The organism is Enterobacter sp. 2VL (assembly GCF_005503595.1).
In the GTDB taxonomy this organism is placed as follows: Bacteria; Pseudomonadota; Gammaproteobacteria; order Enterobacterales; family Enterobacteriaceae; genus Enterobacter; species Enterobacter cancerogenus.
Genome location: NZ_SCNE01000007.1, coordinates 78,696 through 96,899, shown reverse-complemented (window position 1 = coordinate 96,899; position 18,204 = coordinate 78,696). Strand labels below are relative to the sequence as shown.

Annotated in this window: 24 protein-coding genes; 11 read left to right on the top strand and 13 right to left on the bottom strand. The window is 54.8% G+C overall.

From position 1 onward, the window contains the following. Window positions 1-36: 36 nt before the first annotated feature. The 9 genes from ptsN to FFS28_RS16795 form a co-directional block, all read right to left on the bottom strand. Complete coding sequence (gene ptsN / locus FFS28_RS16835) at window positions 37-528, bottom strand: PTS IIA-like nitrogen regulatory protein PtsN (RefSeq protein ID WP_137903516.1); 492 nt, start codon at window positions 526-528, stop codon at window positions 37-39. A gap of 82 nt (window positions 529-610) precedes the next feature. Then, window positions 611-898 (bottom strand): ribosome hibernation promoting factor, encoded by a 288-nt coding sequence (hpf, locus tag FFS28_RS16830; RefSeq protein WP_006178790.1) that lies wholly within the window; start codon window positions 896-898, stop codon window positions 611-613. Window positions 899-920: 22 nt separating this feature from the next. Beyond that, complete coding sequence (rpoN, locus tag FFS28_RS16825; RefSeq protein WP_137903515.1) at window positions 921-2,354, bottom strand: RNA polymerase factor sigma-54; 1,434 nt, start codon at window positions 2,352-2,354, stop codon at window positions 921-923. 47 nt (window positions 2,355-2,401) lie between these two features. Further along, on the bottom strand, window positions 2,402-3,127 hold the full coding sequence (lptB, locus tag FFS28_RS16820) for an LPS export ABC transporter ATP-binding protein (protein ID WP_006178788.1): 726 nt from the start codon (window positions 3,125-3,127) through the stop codon (window positions 2,402-2,404). Window positions 3,128-3,133: 6 nt separating this feature from the next. After that, a complete protein-coding gene (gene lptA / locus FFS28_RS16815; RefSeq protein WP_006178787.1) occupies window positions 3,134-3,688 on the bottom strand; it encodes a lipopolysaccharide ABC transporter substrate-binding protein LptA in 555 nt (184 codons plus the stop codon). After that, window positions 3,657-4,232: an LPS export ABC transporter periplasmic protein LptC gene (lptC, locus tag FFS28_RS16810; protein WP_006178786.1), complete on the bottom strand. Its 576-nt coding sequence runs from the start codon at window positions 4,230-4,232 to the stop codon at window positions 3,657-3,659. Before lptC ends, lptA begins: the two co-directional genes overlap by 32 nt. Beyond that, window positions 4,229-4,795 (bottom strand): 3-deoxy-manno-octulosonate-8-phosphatase KdsC, encoded by a 567-nt coding sequence (kdsC, locus tag FFS28_RS16805; RefSeq protein ID WP_058609399.1) that lies wholly within the window; start codon window positions 4,793-4,795, stop codon window positions 4,229-4,231. Before kdsC ends, lptC begins: the two co-directional genes overlap by 4 nt. A 14-nt stretch (window positions 4,796-4,809) precedes the next feature. Then, window positions 4,810-5,796 carry an arabinose-5-phosphate isomerase KdsD gene (gene kdsD / locus FFS28_RS16800; protein ID WP_006178784.1) on the bottom strand — a complete coding sequence of 329 codons (987 nt, stop codon included), beginning with the start codon at window positions 5,794-5,796 and terminating at the stop codon, window positions 4,810-4,812. A gap of 13 nt (window positions 5,797-5,809) precedes the next feature. Next, complete coding sequence (locus FFS28_RS16795) at window positions 5,810-6,787, bottom strand: calcium/sodium antiporter (RefSeq protein WP_006178783.1); 978 nt, start codon at window positions 6,785-6,787, stop codon at window positions 5,810-5,812. 230 nt (window positions 6,788-7,017) lie between these two features. Between FFS28_RS16795 and mlaF the strand changes: the two genes are divergently transcribed. The 7 genes from mlaF (at window position 7,018) to murA (ending at window position 11,810) form a co-directional block, all read left to right on the top strand. After that, window positions 7,018-7,830: a phospholipid ABC transporter ATP-binding protein MlaF gene (mlaF, locus tag FFS28_RS16790; RefSeq protein WP_006178782.1), complete on the top strand. Its 813-nt coding sequence runs from the start codon at window positions 7,018-7,020 to the stop codon at window positions 7,828-7,830. Window positions 7,831-7,837: 7 nt separating this feature from the next. Further along, window positions 7,838-8,620 (top strand): lipid asymmetry maintenance ABC transporter permease subunit MlaE, encoded by a 783-nt coding sequence (gene mlaE, locus FFS28_RS16785; RefSeq protein ID WP_006178781.1) that lies wholly within the window; start codon window positions 7,838-7,840, stop codon window positions 8,618-8,620. Window positions 8,621-8,624: 4 nt separating this feature from the next. Next, window positions 8,625-9,173, top strand: a complete 549-nt coding sequence (gene mlaD / locus FFS28_RS16780; RefSeq protein WP_006178780.1) for an outer membrane lipid asymmetry maintenance protein MlaD — start codon at window positions 8,625-8,627, stop codon at window positions 9,171-9,173. Between the two features lie 18 nt (window positions 9,174-9,191). Continuing rightward, window positions 9,192-9,827 (top strand): phospholipid-binding protein MlaC, encoded by a 636-nt coding sequence (gene mlaC, locus FFS28_RS16775; RefSeq protein WP_006178779.1) that lies wholly within the window; start codon window positions 9,192-9,194, stop codon window positions 9,825-9,827. Then, window positions 9,827-10,120 carry a lipid asymmetry maintenance protein MlaB gene (gene mlaB / locus FFS28_RS16770; RefSeq protein WP_058609401.1) on the top strand — a complete coding sequence of 98 codons (294 nt, stop codon included), beginning with the start codon at window positions 9,827-9,829 and terminating at the stop codon, window positions 10,118-10,120. The genes mlaC and mlaB overlap by 1 nt, the downstream gene beginning before the upstream one ends. A gap of 126 nt (window positions 10,121-10,246) precedes the next feature. Continuing rightward, entirely contained in the window at window positions 10,247-10,501 is a 255-nt protein-coding gene (ibaG, locus tag FFS28_RS16765) for a BolA family iron metabolism protein IbaG (protein ID WP_042322109.1), read from the top strand. 49 nt (window positions 10,502-10,550) lie between these two features. Continuing rightward, window positions 10,551-11,810, top strand: a complete 1,260-nt coding sequence (gene murA / locus FFS28_RS16760) for a UDP-N-acetylglucosamine 1-carboxyvinyltransferase (protein ID WP_006178776.1) — start codon at window positions 10,551-10,553, stop codon at window positions 11,808-11,810. 79 nt (window positions 11,811-11,889) lie between these two features. On the opposite strand, the gene sfsB is transcribed toward murA, so the two are convergent. Both sfsB and ispB read right to left on the bottom strand, forming a co-directional pair. Next, on the bottom strand, window positions 11,890-12,162 hold the full coding sequence (sfsB, locus tag FFS28_RS16755) for a DNA-binding transcriptional regulator SfsB (protein WP_042322106.1): 273 nt from the start codon (window positions 12,160-12,162) through the stop codon (window positions 11,890-11,892). A gap of 232 nt (window positions 12,163-12,394) precedes the next feature. After that, a complete protein-coding gene (gene ispB / locus FFS28_RS16750; RefSeq protein WP_137903514.1) occupies window positions 12,395-13,366 on the bottom strand; it encodes an octaprenyl diphosphate synthase in 972 nt (323 codons plus the stop codon). A gap of 257 nt (window positions 13,367-13,623) precedes the next feature. Here ispB and rplU point away from each other — a divergent pair, with 257 nt between their 5' ends. From rplU to cgtA, 4 genes are all read left to right on the top strand, one after another. Next, window positions 13,624-13,935 carry a 50S ribosomal protein L21 gene (rplU, locus tag FFS28_RS16745; protein WP_003025032.1) on the top strand — a complete coding sequence of 104 codons (312 nt, stop codon included), beginning with the start codon at window positions 13,624-13,626 and terminating at the stop codon, window positions 13,933-13,935. Window positions 13,936-13,954: 19 nt separating this feature from the next. Then, window positions 13,955-14,212 carry a 50S ribosomal protein L27 gene (gene rpmA, locus FFS28_RS16740; RefSeq protein WP_004385076.1) on the top strand — a complete coding sequence of 86 codons (258 nt, stop codon included), beginning with the start codon at window positions 13,955-13,957 and terminating at the stop codon, window positions 14,210-14,212. 95 nt (window positions 14,213-14,307) lie between these two features. Continuing rightward, complete coding sequence (locus FFS28_RS16735; protein WP_006178773.1) at window positions 14,308-15,273, top strand: DMT family transporter; 966 nt, start codon at window positions 14,308-14,310, stop codon at window positions 15,271-15,273. Window positions 15,274-15,289: 16 nt separating this feature from the next. Continuing rightward, on the top strand, window positions 15,290-16,465 hold the full coding sequence (cgtA, locus tag FFS28_RS16730; protein WP_006178772.1) for an Obg family GTPase CgtA: 1,176 nt from the start codon (window positions 15,290-15,292) through the stop codon (window positions 16,463-16,465). Between the two features lie 34 nt (window positions 16,466-16,499). On the opposite strand, the gene pmrB is transcribed toward cgtA, so the two are convergent. Both pmrB and pmrA read right to left on the bottom strand, forming a co-directional pair. Then, window positions 16,500-17,543 carry a two-component system sensor histidine kinase PmrB gene (pmrB, locus tag FFS28_RS16725; protein ID WP_137903513.1) on the bottom strand — a complete coding sequence of 348 codons (1,044 nt, stop codon included), beginning with the start codon at window positions 17,541-17,543 and terminating at the stop codon, window positions 16,500-16,502. After that, entirely contained in the window at window positions 17,540-18,202 is a 663-nt protein-coding gene (gene pmrA, locus FFS28_RS16720) for a two-component system response regulator PmrA (RefSeq protein WP_137903512.1), read from the bottom strand. The genes pmrB and pmrA overlap by 4 nt, the downstream gene beginning before the upstream one ends. Between the last annotated feature and the right edge of the window lie 2 nt (window positions 18,203-18,204).

Genomic DNA, 18,204 nt, shown 5'->3' with positions numbered 1-18,204 from the left:
CTCCTCAGGGCAACAGATGTGAAGGCCATCTCCCGGTTATGCATCATCCTGATTGCCTTCTGCTTCAGTGATAATTTGATACAGCTCCTCATCACTTTGGGCTGAGCGCAGTCGACGGCAAATGGTTTTATCGGCCAGCCGCTTAGCAACCAGTGACAGCGTATGCAGATGGGTTTTCGTCTGATCGGCTGGCACCAGCAGGGCGAAGAGGAGATCGACCGGCTGATTATCAATGGCATCGAACGCGATGGGCGTTTCGAGCTGCACAAACACGCCGACGGCACGCAGGGTGTCTTCTTCCAGCTTGCCGTGCGGGATCGCGATGCCGTTGCCGATACCGGTACTGCCCATTTTTTCACGGGTCAGAATCGCTTCAAATACCAGCTGCGGCGGCAGGCCCAACTGCTTTGCGGCCAGCTCACTGATAATCTCCAGCGCACGTTTCTTGCTCTGGCAGTGAACGCCACTGCGGGTACATTCCTGGATCAGGACATTGCTCAATTGAAGAGCGGAATCGTTGTTCATCATAATTTCACCTAAGCGCTAACTGTACAAATGGCCTGTTGTGTTTCACAACAGGCCTTCCTGCACCCGTTAACTGCCCGGACAATTAGTGTTGTTTCAGTTTATCTTTATGTTTATTGAGCTGTCGTGCAAGCTTATCAATCAAGCCGTCGATAGCCGCGTACATGTCTTGCCCTTCCGCACTCGCATGCAGTTCACCCCCGTTTACGTGCAGGGTGGCATCCGAGATATGAGTCACTTTCTCCACTTTCAACACAATATAGACCTGGTTGATCCTTTCGAAATACTGCTCTAATTTCGCGAACTTCGTGTTCAGGAAATCGCGCAGGGCCTCAGTAATTTCGACGTTTTGTCCAGTGATGTTGAGCTGCATAGTGTCTTCCTTATCGGTTGAGTCAGACCAGTTGTTTACGCTGGTTAGACGGCGGAATGGATAAAGACTCTCGGTACTTCGCAACGGTACGACGAGCCACCATAATACCCTGATCGGAGAGAAGGGTGGTCAACTTACTGTCGCTCAGTGGCTTCGCGGGGTTTTCCGCGGCGATCAACTTCTTCACCAGTGCACGGATTGCCGTTGACGAGGCTTCGCCGCCGCCTTCGGTATTCACATGGCTGGAGAAGAAATACTTAAGCTCAAAAATACCGCGTGGGCTGTGCAGATACTTCTGCGTGGTCACACGGGAAATGGTTGATTCATGCATCTCGACGGCCTGGGCGATATCCGCCAGCACCATCGGCTTCATAAATTCTTCGCCCTGTTCGAAGAACGCCTGCTGCTGCTCGACAATACAGCGGCTTACGCGCAGTAGCGTATCATTTCGGCTCTCCAGACTTTTGATTAACCATCGCGCTTCCTGAAGGTTGCTACGAATATATTGATTGTCGGAGTCGTTGCGAACGCTGGTGCACATGGAGGCGTACTGCTGGTTAATTTGCAAACGAGGGATGCTGTCTGAATTCAGTTCAACCACCCAGCGACCGTTATGCTTTCGCACCAGCACATCAGGGATCACGTATTCCGGTTCGCTGGTCTGGATCGACTGGCCGGGGCGCGGATCGAGGGACTGAATGACATTCACCGCCTCTTTCAGCACCTCTTCTTTCAGACGCGTGACGCGCATCAGCGAACGGAAGTCATGGTTGGCGAGCAGATCCAGATGATCGCTGATGATTAAGCGGGCTTCGTCGATCCACGGCGTCTCTTTGGCGAACTGCGAAAGCTGGATAAGCAGGCAGTCGCGCAGATCTTTCGCCGCCACACCGACCGGGTCGAAGCGCTGGATGCGCTTTAACACGGCTTCAATTTCTTCCAGCTCAACGTCTTCGTCGCCGATGCTTTCCAGAATGTCGTCCAGCGTGACGGTCAGATAGCCTGTGTCATCCACGGCATCGACAATGGAGGTCGCAATGGCGCGATCGGTATCGGAGAACGGCGTAAGCTCCACCTGCCACATCAGGTAATCCTGCAGAGACTGGGTGGTTTCGCCCTGGTAGACCGGCAGCTCGTCGTCCTGGTAGTCTGCACGCGTTCCGGAAGGGGTACCGGCGGTGTAGAGTTCATCCCAGCTGGCATCCAGCGGAAGCTCGTCCGGCATCTCTTTTTGTTCGAGCGCCTCAACGGTGTCGAGCATTTCTGCGTCTTGCGTTTGCTGGGTGTCTACCTCGTCATGAAGATCGGTTTGCTCCAGCAACGGATTGCTGTCCAGCGCCTGCTGGAGCTCCTGCTGAAGTTCTAACGTGGACAGCTGCAGCAGACGGATCGCCTGCTGGAGCTGCGGCGTCATCGCCAGTTGCTGGCTCAGCCTTAATTGCAAACCTTGCTTCATATTCAGAGCATTTTTCTCCGGTTCGGCGCTACGTTGCCTCTACCCTATCAGAGTCTGAAGTCTTCCCCAAGGTACACGCGCTTAACATGCTCATCCTGGAGGATTTGCTGCGGCGTACCGTGGGCAATCAGATGGCCCTGGCTAACAATGTAGGCGCGTTCGCAGACGGCCAGCGTTTCACGGACGTTATGGTCAGTGATGAGTACGCCAAGCCCGCTATCGCGCAGGTGCTCAATAATGCGTTTGATATCAATAACGGAAATGGGGTCAACGCCCGCGAAAGGTTCATCAAGCAGGATGAATTTCGGGTTAGCGGCCAGCGCACGTGCAATCTCAACGCGGCGACGTTCACCGCCAGAGAGCGCCTGACCGAGGCTGTCGCGAAGATGTTCAATGTGGAACTCTTCCATCAGCTCGTTCGCGCGGTCGGTGCGCTGCTCGCTGGTCAGATCGTCACGGATCTGCAGCACGGCCATCAGGTTATCGAAGACGCTTAAGCGACGGAAGATTGACGCTTCCTGCGGCAGGTAGCCGATACCACGGCGCGCACGCGCGTGCAGCGGCAGCAGGCTGATGTCTTCATCGTCGATGATAATGTTACCTGCATCGCGCGGCACAATACCGACCACCATGTAGAAGGTGGTGGTTTTACCTGCACCGTTAGGGCCAAGCAGGCCCACAATTTCGCCGGAGTTGACGGTCAGACTGACATCTTCGACGACGCGGCGGCCTTTATACGCTTTCGCGAGGTTTTTAGCAGTTAATGTTGCCATAACGAATTAGTTACTCTTCTTCTGTGCCGGGGCCTGGCCTTTGCCTTTATCCTGCAGCTGCGAAGGCACAAGCACGGTGGTGACGCGTTTCCCTTTCTCGCTGGTGGCCTGCATTTTCTGCTCTTTCACCAGGTAGGTGATCTTGTCGCCGGTAATGTTGCTGTCCAGCTGTTCCAGATAGGCGTTACCGGTCAGGATAACCAGATCCTTCGCCAGCTCGTAATGCATATGCGAGGCGCGGCCTTTTACCGGTTTGCCGTTGTCCTGCATCTGGTAGAAGGTGGCAGGGTTACCGTAACCATCAATGATCTCTTTACCCTGCTCGCCGCCAGGGCGGGTGACCACCACTTTGTCGGCGTTAATTTTAATGGTGCCCTGGGTCATGACGACGTTGCCCGTAAAGGTGACGACGTTACCCTGCATATCAAGCGACTGGGCGTCAGACTCGATATGGATCGGCTGTTCGGTATCGCCAGTCACAGCGAGCGCGGGAAGACTGGCGGCCAGCAGTGCGCTGGCGATAAGTACTTTAAGGCTGAGTTTGTTTGTTTTGAATTTCATAGGAGGTTCTAACCTTTTCAATCAGCTCGGCGTTTTTGCTGCGTAAGTTCCCGCGCATTCTCAAACCGCTGGAATTAAATGTCGTGCCGTACAATGTGACCAGATCCTGAGATGTCACGTCCTGGGTAACCAGGTTGATCTGGGCGTTATCCGTGGTAATTCTGCGCAGTTGAGCATCAGCGGTCAGGGCGATGACCTCAACATGGCCATACAGATAAAGCATACGGTCATTCGTCAGTTTTGCGCGGTCAGACTTGATTGACCACGTCGGGACTTTATCCGTATCAAAAGTGGTCATCACCGGTTTGGTAAACCACGAGACCCCATCATCTGAAAAATATTCAACGTGCTGGGCAATCAGGCGATAGTTCAGCGCACCTTCCGGGCTATATACCACGGTATCGCTGTGATCGCTTTTGTAGGTTGGATCGCTTGTGTTGACCGTATCCGGTTGCGTATCGTCACGGTCAGCGAGATTCACGCCAATCAGTACCAGTACGACAAGCGTCAGCAGAATGATAACCCAACGTCTGGTTTTACTCATATCGATTGCCCTTTGGCCTCATCAAGCTTGCCCTGCGCCAGCAGAAGCAGATCGCAGACTTCACGTACGGCACCGCGGCCACCGTTAATGTGAGTAACATAGTCAGCGCGCGGAATAAGCAGCGGATGGGCGTCGGCAACGGCGATACTCAGCCCCACCTCTGACATGACCGGCCAGTCAATCAAATCGTCGCCCACGTAGGCAACGTTTTCCGGCGCGACAGCCAGTTTCCCCAGTAAATCCCTGAAGGCCATCATTTTGTCAGACTGCCCCTGATAGAGGTGGGTAATCCCCAGCGTTTCGCAGCGATCTTCTACCAGTTTAGCTTTCCGTCCTGTGATGATAGCAACTTCAATGCCCGACGTGAGGGCACAGCGAATGCCGTAGCCGTCGCGTACGTTAAATGCTTTCAGCTCTTCGCCGTTATTGCCCATATAAATCAGGCCGTCGGAGAGCACACCGTCCACATCGAGGATCAACAGGCGAATATTTTCCGCCTTTGCCATCATGTGGGTACTGACCGGGCCATAACAGGTTGCAAGGGATGCACCCGCATTACTCATTGTCTTATCCTTCATTACACTACGCCCGCGCGCAGCAGATCATGCATATGTACCACACCCAGCAGTTGGTCGCCATCGGCAACCATCACTGAGGTAATATGACGGGACTGCATCAGGTTGAGCACTTCAACCGCCAGCGTGCCGGGACGCACGCGGATGCCGCCTGACGTCATGACGTCGGCAATGCCCAGCGTGCGGACATCCACACCCATATCAAACACGCGGCGCAAGTCGCCATCGGTGAAGATCCCCTGGATTTTCATCAGGTCATCGCAGATAACCGTCATCCCCAGATTTTTTCGCGTGATTTCCAGTAACGCATCGCGCAGCGAGGCCTCTTTGCTTACGTGAGGGATCTCGTCGCCGGTGTGCATAATATCGTTGACCCGCAGCAGCAGCTTACGCCCCAGCGCGCCTCCGGGATGAGAAAGGGCGAAATCTTCGGGCGTAAAGCCGCGTGCTTCCAGTAGCGCAACGGCAAGCGCGTCGCCCATGACTAACGCCGCGGTGGTGCTAGAGGTCGGTGCCAGACCCAGCGGGCAGGCTTCTTTCGGCACTTTCACGCACAGGTGGATATCGGCGGCGCGCGCCATGCTGCTCTCCGGACGGCTGGTCATGCAAATCAGGGGCACCTGCAGCCGCTTCAGAACCGGGATCAGCGCTAAAATCTCGTTGGACTCGCCCGAGTTCGACAGGGCGATCACGACGTCCTGCGGCGTGACCATACCCAGGTCGCCGTGTGCGGCCTCACCAGGATGGACAAAAAAGGACGAGGTGCCGGTGCTGGCAAAGGTCGCCGCCATTTTGCGCCCAATGTGGCCGGATTTGCCCATACCCATCACCACGACTTTACCGGCACAGTAGAACATCTTCTCACAGGCCAGACTAAAATCCTGATTAATGTACTGATCTAACTGCGCCAGGCCTTCACGTTCAATCTCCAGAACGTCTTTACCTGCTTTCTGAAAGTCAAAACCCGGCTGCAATTCTATTTGCGACATAATGCGTTTCCGTTTACCCAGAGAGAAGAGGCGAAAGCCAGTACAGCATCGCCATCCATACGATAAAACCACCCGTCAGCAGCGCGCCTGCGCCTTTACCAATCTGTCGTTGCTTGCGCCAGCAGAGCAGGGCAAATATCACGCTCACCAGCAGCATCACGCCGTAATCGCGCGAGAAGACCATCGGGTTAAACGGCCCCGGCGCAATCAGCGCCGGCAAACCCGTGACAATCGCGATATTGAAAATGTTCGAGCCGATGATATTGCCTATCGCGATATCATCTTCGCCTTTACGCGCGCCCGCAATGGCGGTGGCGAGTTCCGGCAAGCTGGTCCCGATGGCGATCACCGTCAGGCCAATTGTCAGTTCGCTCATCGCGAAGTAATTTGCCAGCACGGTCGCGTTATCCACCACCATACGCGTGGCCATTGGCATGATGATCAGCGCGACGCCCAGCCACAGCAGGGCGACGGGTAACGTCCCCTCACGCGGCAGTTCAGCGACGTGCTCACGCGTGAGGGTGTCATTTCCTTGTTTCTCGGCGTTACGGGCAATTTTAACGCTATACAGCAGCCAAATCGCGGCCAGCGCGAGCAGGAAAATGCCGTCATCAATGCTCAACACACCGTCGTGCAGCACGTAGCCAGCCAGCAGGCTTACGACTAACATTAGCGGCAGTTCGCGGCGCAGAACATCAGAATGTACGCGAAATGGATGCAGCAGGGCGGCTAAGCCTAAAATGAGTAAAATGTTGACGATGTTTGAGCCAATCGCCGTGCCAATCGCCAGATCAACCTGGCCATGCAGCGATGCCGAGACCGAAACGATGATTTCCGGAAGAGAGGTTCCGACGCTAACCACCGTCATCCCAATGACGATAGGCGGGACGCCCATCAACCGGCACAGGATTGATGCGGCAAACACCAAACGGTCAGCACTGTAGACCACCAAAAGTAAACCAATAATTAACAGTGCTGTTGCTAAAAGCATCAAAAGTCCTTTCTTCAGGTATACTCGCCGGTCCACCGCGCAAAAATTATTGTGGGCGCTGCATACAGTCTGAGGCGTAACGAATTCCTAATTTTGACTTTATGCGCCGGAAAAGTAAAACAAATGCCAGCTTTCGCTAACCTCCACGGCTAATATTCTGTAAAAATGTGGGGTTTAGGGCTGATTTAGGCTTCATGCAAACGTGAAGCACGGTAAGAAAGGAACCATAAATGAGCCAAACGATGGCGAATTTAGTCGATGTCCGTGGCGTCAGTTTCTCTCGCGGCAACCGATTGATATTTGAAGATATTTCTCTGACTGTCCCGCGAGGCAAGATCACTGCCATCATGGGGCCATCCGGGATCGGTAAAACGACGCTGCTGCGGTTGATCGGTGGGCAAATTCCACCTGACGGCGGCGAAATCCTCTTCGACGGTGAAAACGTCCCGGCGATGTCACGTTCGCGTTTGTATACTGTCCGCAAACGGATGAGCATGCTTTTTCAGTCCGGGGCGCTGTTCACCGATATGAACGTCTTTGATAACGTAGCCTATCCGCTGCGTGAGCATACGAGCCTGCCGCCTGAGTTGCTGAAAAGCACGGTGATGATGAAGCTTGAGGCCGTTGGGCTTCGCGGAGCCGCCAAATTAATGCCGTCGGAGCTGTCTGGTGGGATGGCCCGCCGTGCCGCATTAGCGCGCGCTATCGCCTTAGAGCCTGATTTGATCATGTTCGACGAGCCGTTTGTCGGACAGGACCCCATTACCATGGGCGTGCTGGTGAAGTTAATTTCTGAGTTAAACAGCGCGCTCGGTGTAACCTGCATCGTGGTGTCACACGACGTGCCGGAAGTGCTGAGCATTGCTGATTACGCCTACATAGTGGCAGACAAAAGGATCGTCGCGCACGGCAGCGCTCAGGCGCTGCAGGAAAATTGCGATCCGCGCGTGCGGCAGTTCCTCGACGGTATTGCGGACGGGCCTGTCCCGTTCCACTATCCGGCGGGTGATTATCGTGACGATTTACTGGGAATAGGGAGTTAAGCCACTCATGCTGTTAAATGCGTTGGCCGCTCTTGGACACCGTGGCATAAAAACCATCAGGACGTTCGGGCGTGCCGGATTGATGTTATTCAACGCGCTGGTCGGCAAACCGGAATTCCGCAAGCATGCGCCGCTGCTGGTGCGGCAGCTCTATAACGTCGGCGTACTGTCGATGGTTATCATCATCGTTTCCGGTCTGTTTATCGGCATGGTGCTTGGGCTGCAGGGTTACCTGGTTTTGACGACCTACAGTGCGGAAACGAGCCTCGGGATGCTGGTGGCCCTGTCCCTGCTGCGTGAGCTCGGGCCGGTGGTGGCCGCGTTGCTGTTTGCCGGACGTGCCGGCTCGGCATTAACCGCCGAAATTGGCCTGATGCGCGCCACCGAGCAGCTCTCCAGCATGGAGATGATGGCGGTCGATCCGCTGCGCCGCGTGATCTCTCCCCGCTTCTGGGCGGGAGTCATTTCGTTACCGCTGCTGACTATTCTTTTTGTCGCCGTCGGGATTTGGGGCGGTTCGCTGGTCGGCGTGCACTGGAAAGGGATCGACGCCGGGTTCTTCTGGTCCGCGATGCAGGACGCCATCGACCTGCGGATGGATCTGATCAACTGCCTGATTAAGAGCCTGGTATTTGCCGTTACGGTTACCTGGATTGCGTTGTTCAATGGTTACGACGCAATCCCTACGTCGGCGGGCATTAGCCGCGCGACAACACGTACTGTCGTTCATTCGTCGCTGGCCGTACTGGGTCTGGATTTTGTGCTCACCGCACTGATGTTTGGGAATTGAGTTCATGCAAACGAGAAAAAATGAAATTTGGGTCGGCGTATTTCTGCTTCTGGCGCTTCTGGCAGCACTCTTCATCTGCCTGCGAGCGGCGGATATCACCTCTATCCGGACTGAACCGACTTACCGTGTTTATGCCACCTTCGATAACATCGGCGGCCTGAAAGCGCGTTCACCGATCCGCATCGGTGGCGTGGTGATTGGCCGCGTGGCGGATATCACGCTTGACGAGAAAACCTATCTGCCGCGCGTCGCGATGGATATCGAAGAGCGTTACAACCACATTCCCGATACCAGTTCGCTTTCCATTCGTACCTCGGGGCTGCTGGGTGAACAATATCTGGCACTTAACGTTGGTTTCGAAGATCCCGAGCTGGGAACGACTATCCTTAAAGATGGCAGCGTGATTCAGGATACGAAATCCGCCATGGTGCTGGAGGATATGATTGGTCAATTCCTTTACAACAGTAAAGGGGATGATAAAAAGTCTGACGCTGCCCCTGCGCAGAGTGAGGACCCTACCAATGTCGCACCGACGCCTGGTGCAGCGAATTAATATCAGGAGAAGTCATTCATGTTTAAACGACTATTAATGGTTGCCATGCTGGTCATCGCCCCTCTTACCGCAGCCCACGCGGCGGATCAGAGCAACCCGTACAAACTGATGGATGAGGCCGCGAAGAAAACCTTCGATCGTCTTAAAAACGAACAGCCAAAAATTCGCGCCAACCCTGACTATCTTCGCGATGTGGTCGATCAGGAACTGCTGCCGTACGTGCAGATCAAATACGCGGGTGCGCTGGTGCTGGGTCGCTATTACAAAGATGCTACCCCTGCGCAGCGTGAAGCCTACTTTGCCGCATTCCGTGAATACCTGAAGCAGGCATATGGTCAGGCGCTGGCGATGTACCACGGCCAGACGTACCAGATCGCCCCGGAGCAACCGCTGGGTGATGCCACGATTGTGCCTATTCGTGTCACTATCATCGATCCCAATGGCCGTCCGCCGGTTCGCCTGGATTTCCAGTGGCGTAAAAACAGCCAGACCGGTAACTGGCAGGCCTATGACATGATCGCCGAAGGCGTAAGCATGATCACCACTAAACAGAACGAGTGGAGCGATCTGCTGCGCACCAAGGGCATTGATGGCCTGACTGCACAGCTTCAGTCTATCTCTCGTCAGAAAATTTCCCTGGACGAGAAGAAGTAATGACGCAGCAACTTAGCTGGTCGCGTGAAGGTGAAACGTTGAAGCTTAAGGGTGAGCTGGACCAGGATCTGCTCAACCCGCTTTGGGACGCGCGCGATGACGCGATGAAGGGCGTGACGCTGATTGATTTGAACAGCGTCACCCGCGTGGATACCGCCGGTGTTGCGATGCTGGCACATCTTGTCGCCGTAGGGAAAAAGCACGGAACGCAAGTCCGGCTTGCTGGCGCGAGCGACAATGTTGTGACCCTTGCGCAGCTCTACAATTTGCCCGACGACGTTTTACCTCGCTAACATTTTCAGTGCGTTACTTCCGAAAGCCCCGACAGTTTCACCGTCGGGGCTTTTTGCTTGTTTAAGACAACGCCACTTTGCTCTAAGATGTTGGGCTTGTTTTCACAATCAGATGATAAAGACCCCATGGAAAATAATGAAATCCAGACTGTGCTGATGAATGCACTCTCCCTTCAGGAAGCCCACGTCTCTGGCGATGGCAGTCACTTCCAGGTTATTGCTGTGGGTGAGATCTTCGACGGTATGAGTCGTGTGAAGAAACAGCAGGCTGTGTATGCGCCGCTGATGGAATACATTGCGGACAACCGCATCCACGCCCTGTCGATTAAAGCGTTCACCCCGCAAGAGTGGGCACGCGATCGCAAACTAAACGGTTTCTAAGCTGCGGGCGACAGCCCGCAGCACGGTTGAATTTATAAGAGAGCAAACAATGGACAAATTTCGTGTACAGGGGCCAACGCGTCTCCAGGGCGAAGTCACTATTTCCGGCGCCAAAAACGCCGCGCTGCCTATCCTCTTTGCGGCGCTGCTCGCCGAAGAGCCGGTAGAGATCCAGAACGTACCGAAGCTGAAAGATATCGACACGACCATGAAGTTGCTTGCTCAACTGGGTACTAAGGTGGAGCGCAATGGTTCCGTCTGGATCGACGCCAGCCAGGTTAACAACTTCTCCGCGCCCTATGATCTGGTGAAAACCATGCGTGCCTCCATCTGGGCGCTTGGTCCGCTGGTGGCGCGTTTTGGCCAGGGACAGGTTTCCCTGCCGGGCGGCTGCGCGATTGGTGCTCGTCCGGTCGATCTGCACATCTTTGGCTTAGAGAAGCTGGGCGCAGAGATCAAGCTTGAAGAAGGTTACGTTAAGGCATCCGTGAACGGTCGTCTGAAAGGCGCGCACATCGTCATGGACAAAGTGAGCGTGGGCGCAACGGTGACCATTATGTCTGCGGCAACGCTGGCGGAAGGCACCACCATCATCGAAAACGCCGCACGCGAGCCGGAAATTGTGGATACCGCAAACTTCCTCGTGGCGCTGGGCGCGAAAATTTCAGGTCAGGGCACCGATCGCATCACCATTGAGGGCGTAGAGCGCCTGGGCGGCGGCGTGTACCGCGTGCTGCCGGACCGTATCGAAACCGGTACCTTCCTGGTGGCCGCTGCGATTTCCGGCGGGAAAATCACCTGCCGCAATGCACAGCCAGATACTCTGGACGCCGTGCTGGCGAAACTGCGTGATGCGGGCGCCGATATCGAAATTGGTGAAGACTGGATCAGCCTGGACATGCACGGCAATCGCCCTAAAGCGGTCAACGTGCGTACCGCTCCGCACCCGGCTTTCCCGACCGATATGCAGGCGCAGTTCACCCTGCTGAACCTGGTGGCCGAAGGGACGGGCTTTATTACCGAGACCATCTTTGAAAACCGCTTTATGCACGTACCGGAACTGATCCGTATGGGCGCGCATGCGGAAATCGAAAGCAATACGGTGATCTGCCACGGCGTTGAAAAACTGTCTGGTGCGCAGGTGATGGCAACCGATCTGCGTGCGTCTGCAAGCCTGGTGCTGGCAGGTTGTATTGCGGAAGGGACTACCGTTGTCGATCGTATCTACCATATCGATCGCGGCTATGAGCGTATTGAAGATAAACTGCGCGCGCTGGGTGCAAATATCGAGCGTGTGAAGGGCGAGTAATCGTTCCGGCAGCCCCCTGCCAGAGATGGTCGGGGGATTGCTGTTCCTGTCAAAATGCGCGTGTTACCTCAACAGCGCTTCACGTCGTTTTTTTCTGGCGCATCATGCGCGTTCTGTCGATAAACTCATGGGTAACGGGATCGTGGTAGCGTGAAGGCCAGATTACCCACGGCTGGGTGTCCAGCGCGGTGGCGATAATCAATTCACCCTTAGGCCATGGTCGGGTCAGTGCGTTCGCCAGTGTGGAAGAACTGAGCCCGTTGCGACGCGACTCTGCAGCCAGAGATGTCCCTTTTTTGCGAAGTGCTGCAATAATATCAGCCGAATGCCAGTCGATAAATTTCGTATCCATTGAAGCTGTCCTTGTGTTCATGTTCACCCATGCCATTTCTCCTGAAATGACGGGGTTACTATACCGTCTTCGAACAGCGGTTCTAAAAAGTTCGAGTTACTGGAAGCAATATTCAGAATAAGACATGACTTTATTCATGCGGCCTGTAAACCGATGATTTAACGTGAAAATGGAGTTTTTAAGAACGTACTGGAAGCTCCCTGCGCGGCGGCAGGGAGCCCGGGGAAGAGGATTAACGATCGCGCTGAACGGCAATGTGGGCAAGGCCAATAAGCGCATCGCGCCATGGGCTGTCCGGGATCACCTTAAGTGCTGCAATGGCTTTATCGGCTTCTTCTTCGGCACGCTGACGCGTCCATTCAAGTGAACCGCTGATCGCCATGGCTTCCAGGACAGGTTCCAGAAGATGTCGACCATTTCCCTGCTCGATCGCTTCACGGATCATTTTTTCCTGCTCGGGTGTACCGTTGCGCATGGCGTGTAGCAGCGGGAGGGTCGGTTTGCCTTCGTTCAGGTCGTCGCCGACGTTTTTGCCCAGCGTCTCGCCATCGGCACTGTAGTCCAGTAGATCGTCAATCAGCTGGAACGCGGTGCCAAGATAACGGCCATAGTCCTGCAGCCCTTTTTCCTGGACATCGGTGCAGCCGCCGAGGATGCCGGAACACTGAGCCGCGGCTTCAAACAGACGCGCGGTCTTGCTGTAAATCACGCGCATGTAGCTCTCTTCGGTAATGTCCGGATCGTTGACGTTCATCAGCTGCAGCACTTCGCCTTCGGCGATCACGTTCACCGCTTCAGACATCACTTCCAGCACCTTCAGCGAGCCGAGGCTGGTCATCATCTGGAAAGCACGGGTATAGATAAAATCACCCACCAGTACGCTTGCCGCATTGCCAAATGCGGCGTTAGCCGTGGCTTTGCCGCGACGCATGTCAGATTCATCCACAACGTCATCATGAAGGAGCGTGGCGGTGTGGATAAACTCGATCAGCGCCGCGATCGTCACATGGGCATTTCCCTGATAGCCAACGGCTCTTGCGGCCAGAATGGCAATCATCGGGCGAATGCGTTTACCGCCGCCGCTGACGATGTAATAGCCCAACTGATTGATCAGTTGAACGTCAGAGTTGAGTTGTTCCAGGATTGCTGCATTCACACCCGCCATATCTTGCGCGGTTAACTCGTTGATTTTATCTAAATTCATCGCAAAAGCCGGGCTTTTTATCCTGTTTATCCCACGGGATGTGGGTTCACAAAGGGTTTCGGTTTATCAATAGTATCGCTGATTGTACTGAAAAAACGGCGCAGATAAACGTTACCGTACGTGTTGTGTTTTTTTTCTTCATCTATTGATGGTAGCACTTGTCAAAGGCTCGCGTTTTGCGTAATATTCGCGCCCTATTGTGAATATTTATAGCGCACTCTGAATCATACGAGGATGTGCGCGGAAGCGGAGTTTATATGTACGCGGTTTTCCAAAGTGGTGGTAAACAACACCGAGTAAGCGAAGGTCAGACCGTTCGCCTGGAAAAGCTGGACATCGCAACTGGCGAATCTGTTGAATTCGCTGAAGTTCTGATGATCGCAAACGGTGAAGAAGTCAAAATCGGCGTTCCTTTCGTTGATGGCGGCGTTATCAAAGCTGAAGTTGTTGCACACGGTCGTGGCGAGAAAGTTAAAATCGTTAAGTTTCGTCGTCGTAAGCACTACCGTAAGCAGCAGGGCCACCGTCAGTGGTTCACTGATGTGAAAATTACTGGCATCAGCGCCTAAGACCTGAGGAGAGATTTAAATGGCACATAAAAAGGCTGGCGGCTCCACACGTAACGGTCGCGATTCAGAAGCTAAACGCCTTGGCGTTAAGCGTTTCGGTGGCGAATCCGTTCTGGCGGGTAGCATCATCGTTCGTCAACGTGGTACCAAATTCCACGCTGGCAACAACGTAGGTTGCGGTCGTGACCACACTCTGTTTGCTAAAGCAGACGGTAAAGTGAAATTTGAAGTTAAAGGCCCGAACAACCGTAAATACATCAGCATCGTTGCTGAGTAAGGTTTTCTCGGTCCGGTAACGGATTAAAGCCCCGCAACGTGTTGCGGGGCTTTTTACATTGGAAACCCGGAAAATTTTCTGTAGGGAAAACGGGCATGAAGCAGCAGGCCGGCATTGGTATTCTTTTGGCGCTGACCACCGCGATGTGTTGGGGTGCATTGCCAATTGCAATGAAGCAGGTTCTGGAAGTGATGGAGCCGCCGACGGTGGTGTTTTATCGCTTTTTGATGGCGAGTATTGGCCTCGGTGCCATTCTGGCGATCAAGGGCAAGCTTCCGCCGCTGCGCCTCTTCCGTAAACCGCGCTGGCTGGTATTACTGGCTATCGCGACGGGCGGGCTGTTCGGGAACTTCATTCTGTTCAGCTCTTCCCTGCAGTATCTTAGCCCCACGGCGTCGCAGGTGATTGGTCAACTTTCACCGGTGGGCATGATGGTCGCCAGCGTCTTCATCCTCAAAGAGAAGATGCGCGGGACGCAGATTGTGGGGGCGAGTATGTTGCTCTGCGGGCTGGTGATGTTCTTCAACACCAGCCTGATTGAGATTTTCACCCGGCTGACGGATTACACCTGGGGTGTGATTTTTGGCGTGGGTGCAGCAACGGTCTGGGTGAGTTACGGCGTCGCGCAAAAGGTGTTATTGCGTCGCCTGGCCTCACAGCAGATCCTCCTTTTGTTGTACACTTTGTGTACAATAGCACTGTTGCCGTTAGCAAAACCGGGTGTGATTACCCAACTGAGCGACTGGCAGCTGGCGTGTCTCATTTTTTGTGGGCTAAACACGCTGGTCGGTTATGGCGCGCTGGCCGAAGCAATGGCGCGCTGGCAGGCAGCGCAGGTGAGCGCATTAATCACGCTGACTCCGCTGTTTACGCTGTTATTTTCAGATTTGTTATCAATGGCCTGGCCCGATGTTTTCGTCAGACCGATGCTCAACCTGTTGGGCTATCTCGGTGCGTTTGTCGTGGTTGCGGGCGCGATGTATTCCGCCATTGGTCATCGTCTCTGGGGGCGCTGGCGCAAAAATGAAGCGGTTGTAACGATCCCCCGCTCAGGCGAATGATTTACGGAGAAGTAAAATGAAGTTTGTTGATGAAGCGACGATTCTGGTCGTTGCAGGTGATGGCGGTAACGGTTGTGTCAGCTTCCGCCGTGAAAAATATATTCCACGTGGCGGCCCTGACGGCGGCGACGGCGGAGATGGCGGCGATGTGTGGCTTGAGGCGGATGAAAACCTCAACACGCTGATCGACTACCGTTTCGAAAAATCTTTCCGCGCTGAACGTGGTCAAAACGGCCAGAGCCGTGACTGTACCGGTAAACGCGGTAAAGACGTGGTCATTAAAGTGCCTGTCGGGACCCGCGTTATCGATCAGGGTACCGGAGAAACCATGGGTGACATGACCAAACATGGTCAGCGCCTGATGGTGGCTAAAGGCGGATGGCACGGTCTGGGCAACAGCCGTTTTAAATCCTCCGTGAACCGTGCTCCTCGTCAGAAAACCATGGGTACGCCGGGTGACACACGCGATCTGCAGCTTGAACTGATGCTGCTGGCTGACGTGGGTATGCTGGGTATGCCAAATGCGGGTAAATCAACCTTCATTCGTGCCGTGTCTGCCGCGAAGCCGAAAGTGGCAGATTATCCCTTCACCACGCTGGTCCCAAGCCTGGGCGTTGTCCGCATGGACCACGAAAAGAGCTTCGTGGTAGCGGATATTCCGGGCCTGATCGAAGGCGCGGCAGAGGGCGCGGGTCTGGGGATTCGCTTCCTGAAGCACCTTGAGCGTTGCCGTGTCCTGCTGCATATCATCGATATTAACCCTATCGATGAATCCGATCCGGTGGATAACGCCCGTATTATTATTGGCGAGCTGGAAAAATACAGCGAAAAACTGGCAGGCAAGCCGCGCTGGCTGGTCTTTAACAAGATCGACCTGATGGACAAAGCGGAAGCTGAAGCCAAAGCGAAAGCCATTGCTGAAGCGATGGGTTGGGAAGATAAATACTACCTGATCTCTGCGGCAAGCCAGATTGGCGTGAAAGATCTCTGCTGGGATGTGATGAACTTTATCATCGAAAACCCAATCGTTCAGGCTGAAGAAGTGAAACAGCCAGAAAAAGTTGAATTCATGTGGGATGACTACCACCGCCAGCAGCTCGAAGAGCAGGAAGCGGAAGAAGATGATGAAGACTGGGACGATGACTGGGATGAAGATGACGAAGAAGGCGTCGAGTTCATCTACAAGCATTGATTCCTGCAAGAAGCCCCTGTTAAGGGGCTTTTTTTTATCCTAACCTCGAAGGCAGCCAGCAACTGGCAATTAAGCCGCCTTGTGGGCCGTTCTCCAGCGTTAAATGACCGTGGTGGAGCTGAACGATACGCTGCACGATGCTCAGCCCCAGGCCGCTTCCACCGTAACGCTGGTCAAGACGTCTGAACGGTTCGGTGATTGACTGCCGATGCGCTTCATCGATGCCGGGCCCCTCATCAATTACGCTGACCTGCGTTCCCCCGTCCCGCTCGGTGAGCCTCACCTCGATAGTTGTCCCCACAGGGCTGTAGCGGGCGGCGTTCTCAAGCAGGTTCCTCAGCATCAGACGCAGCAGGACAGGGTCTCCCTGCACCGTAAGCGCGCTGTCAGCGGGCCATATCACTTTGTGCTCTTTGGCTTCATGCTCAAGGCCCAGCGGGGCGATGATGGTTTCAGTCCAGTTGACGGTATCGTAATGCCCGCTGGCCATCGCCTGCCCTGCACGGGCCAGCATCAGCAGTTGTTCTACGGTATGCATGAGCTGGTCGATGCGGCTTATCAGCGGGGCAGCCTGAGGCGAGCCGGATTGCGCCATCAGCTCCAGATGCAGCCGGATACCGGCAAGCGGCGTTCGCAGTTCGTGGGCCGCGTCAGCGGTGAACAGGCGCTCCTGCTGGATAGTGTGATCCAGACGCGCCAGCAGCTGATTTAATGAAGTCGTGACCGCGCCAATCTCTTCCATATCAGAATACATGGGCAGAGGGGTGAGATTATCCGCCGAGCGGTTGGCGAGGCTGACGCGCAGTTTATTGAGCGGTCGGGTTATCCAGGTCACCGCCCAGAACGAAAACAGAAGGGTAAAGCCCACCATGACTAGCGAGGGGACCAACAGCGAAGCAATGGCCTCGCGGATCTCTTTTTCGACGTGGCTGTTACGCGCTTTCGCCGACAGGGTTTCACTGACCAGAAAGCCAATCTGCTCGCGGCTCTCATGCCACAGCCAAATCACGCTGATCAACTGGAAAAATAACAGGATAACCGCCAGCAACACCATTAATCGCCGACGCATGCTGTTCATTTCTGACTCTCAAGGCGATAGCCTACGCCGCGCACGGTTTTAATTCTGTCCCTGCCGAGCTTGCGCCGCAGGTTATGGATGTGAACTTCAAGGGTGTTAGAACCTGGATCGTCCTGCCAGGAGTAAATGTCTTGCTGCAGCGTTTCACGGTGCACCGTCTGCCCGCTGCGCATGATCAGGCGGGTCAGGAGGGCGAACTCTTTTGGCGTGACTTCAACGGGCTGAGACTGGCACAGCACCTGCTGGGTTTGCAGATTGAGTGTGATGTCTCCGTCGGTCAGCAGATTATCGCTGTGCCCCTGATAGCGGCGGATAAGCGCCCGCACGCGGGCCTGAAGCTCTGCGAGCGCAAAGGGTTTCACCAGATAGTCATCTGCGCCCGAGTCGAGGCCGTTAATGCGGTCTTCAATGGCGTCGCGCGCCGTGAGGATCAGCACCGGATTTTCAACGCCCCGGCGACGCCACTGGCTTAACAGCGTGGCACCGTCTTTATCTGGCAGGCCCAAATCAAGGATCACCAGGCTGTACTCGCCGCTCTGGATCAGGGCGTCCGCTTCTGCTGCCGTCGCGGCACAATCGAGCGCATAGCCCTCATTGGCCAGCGCGAGCGCCAGCCCTTCCTGCAATAACAGATCGTCTTCAACTATGAGAAGTTTCATCG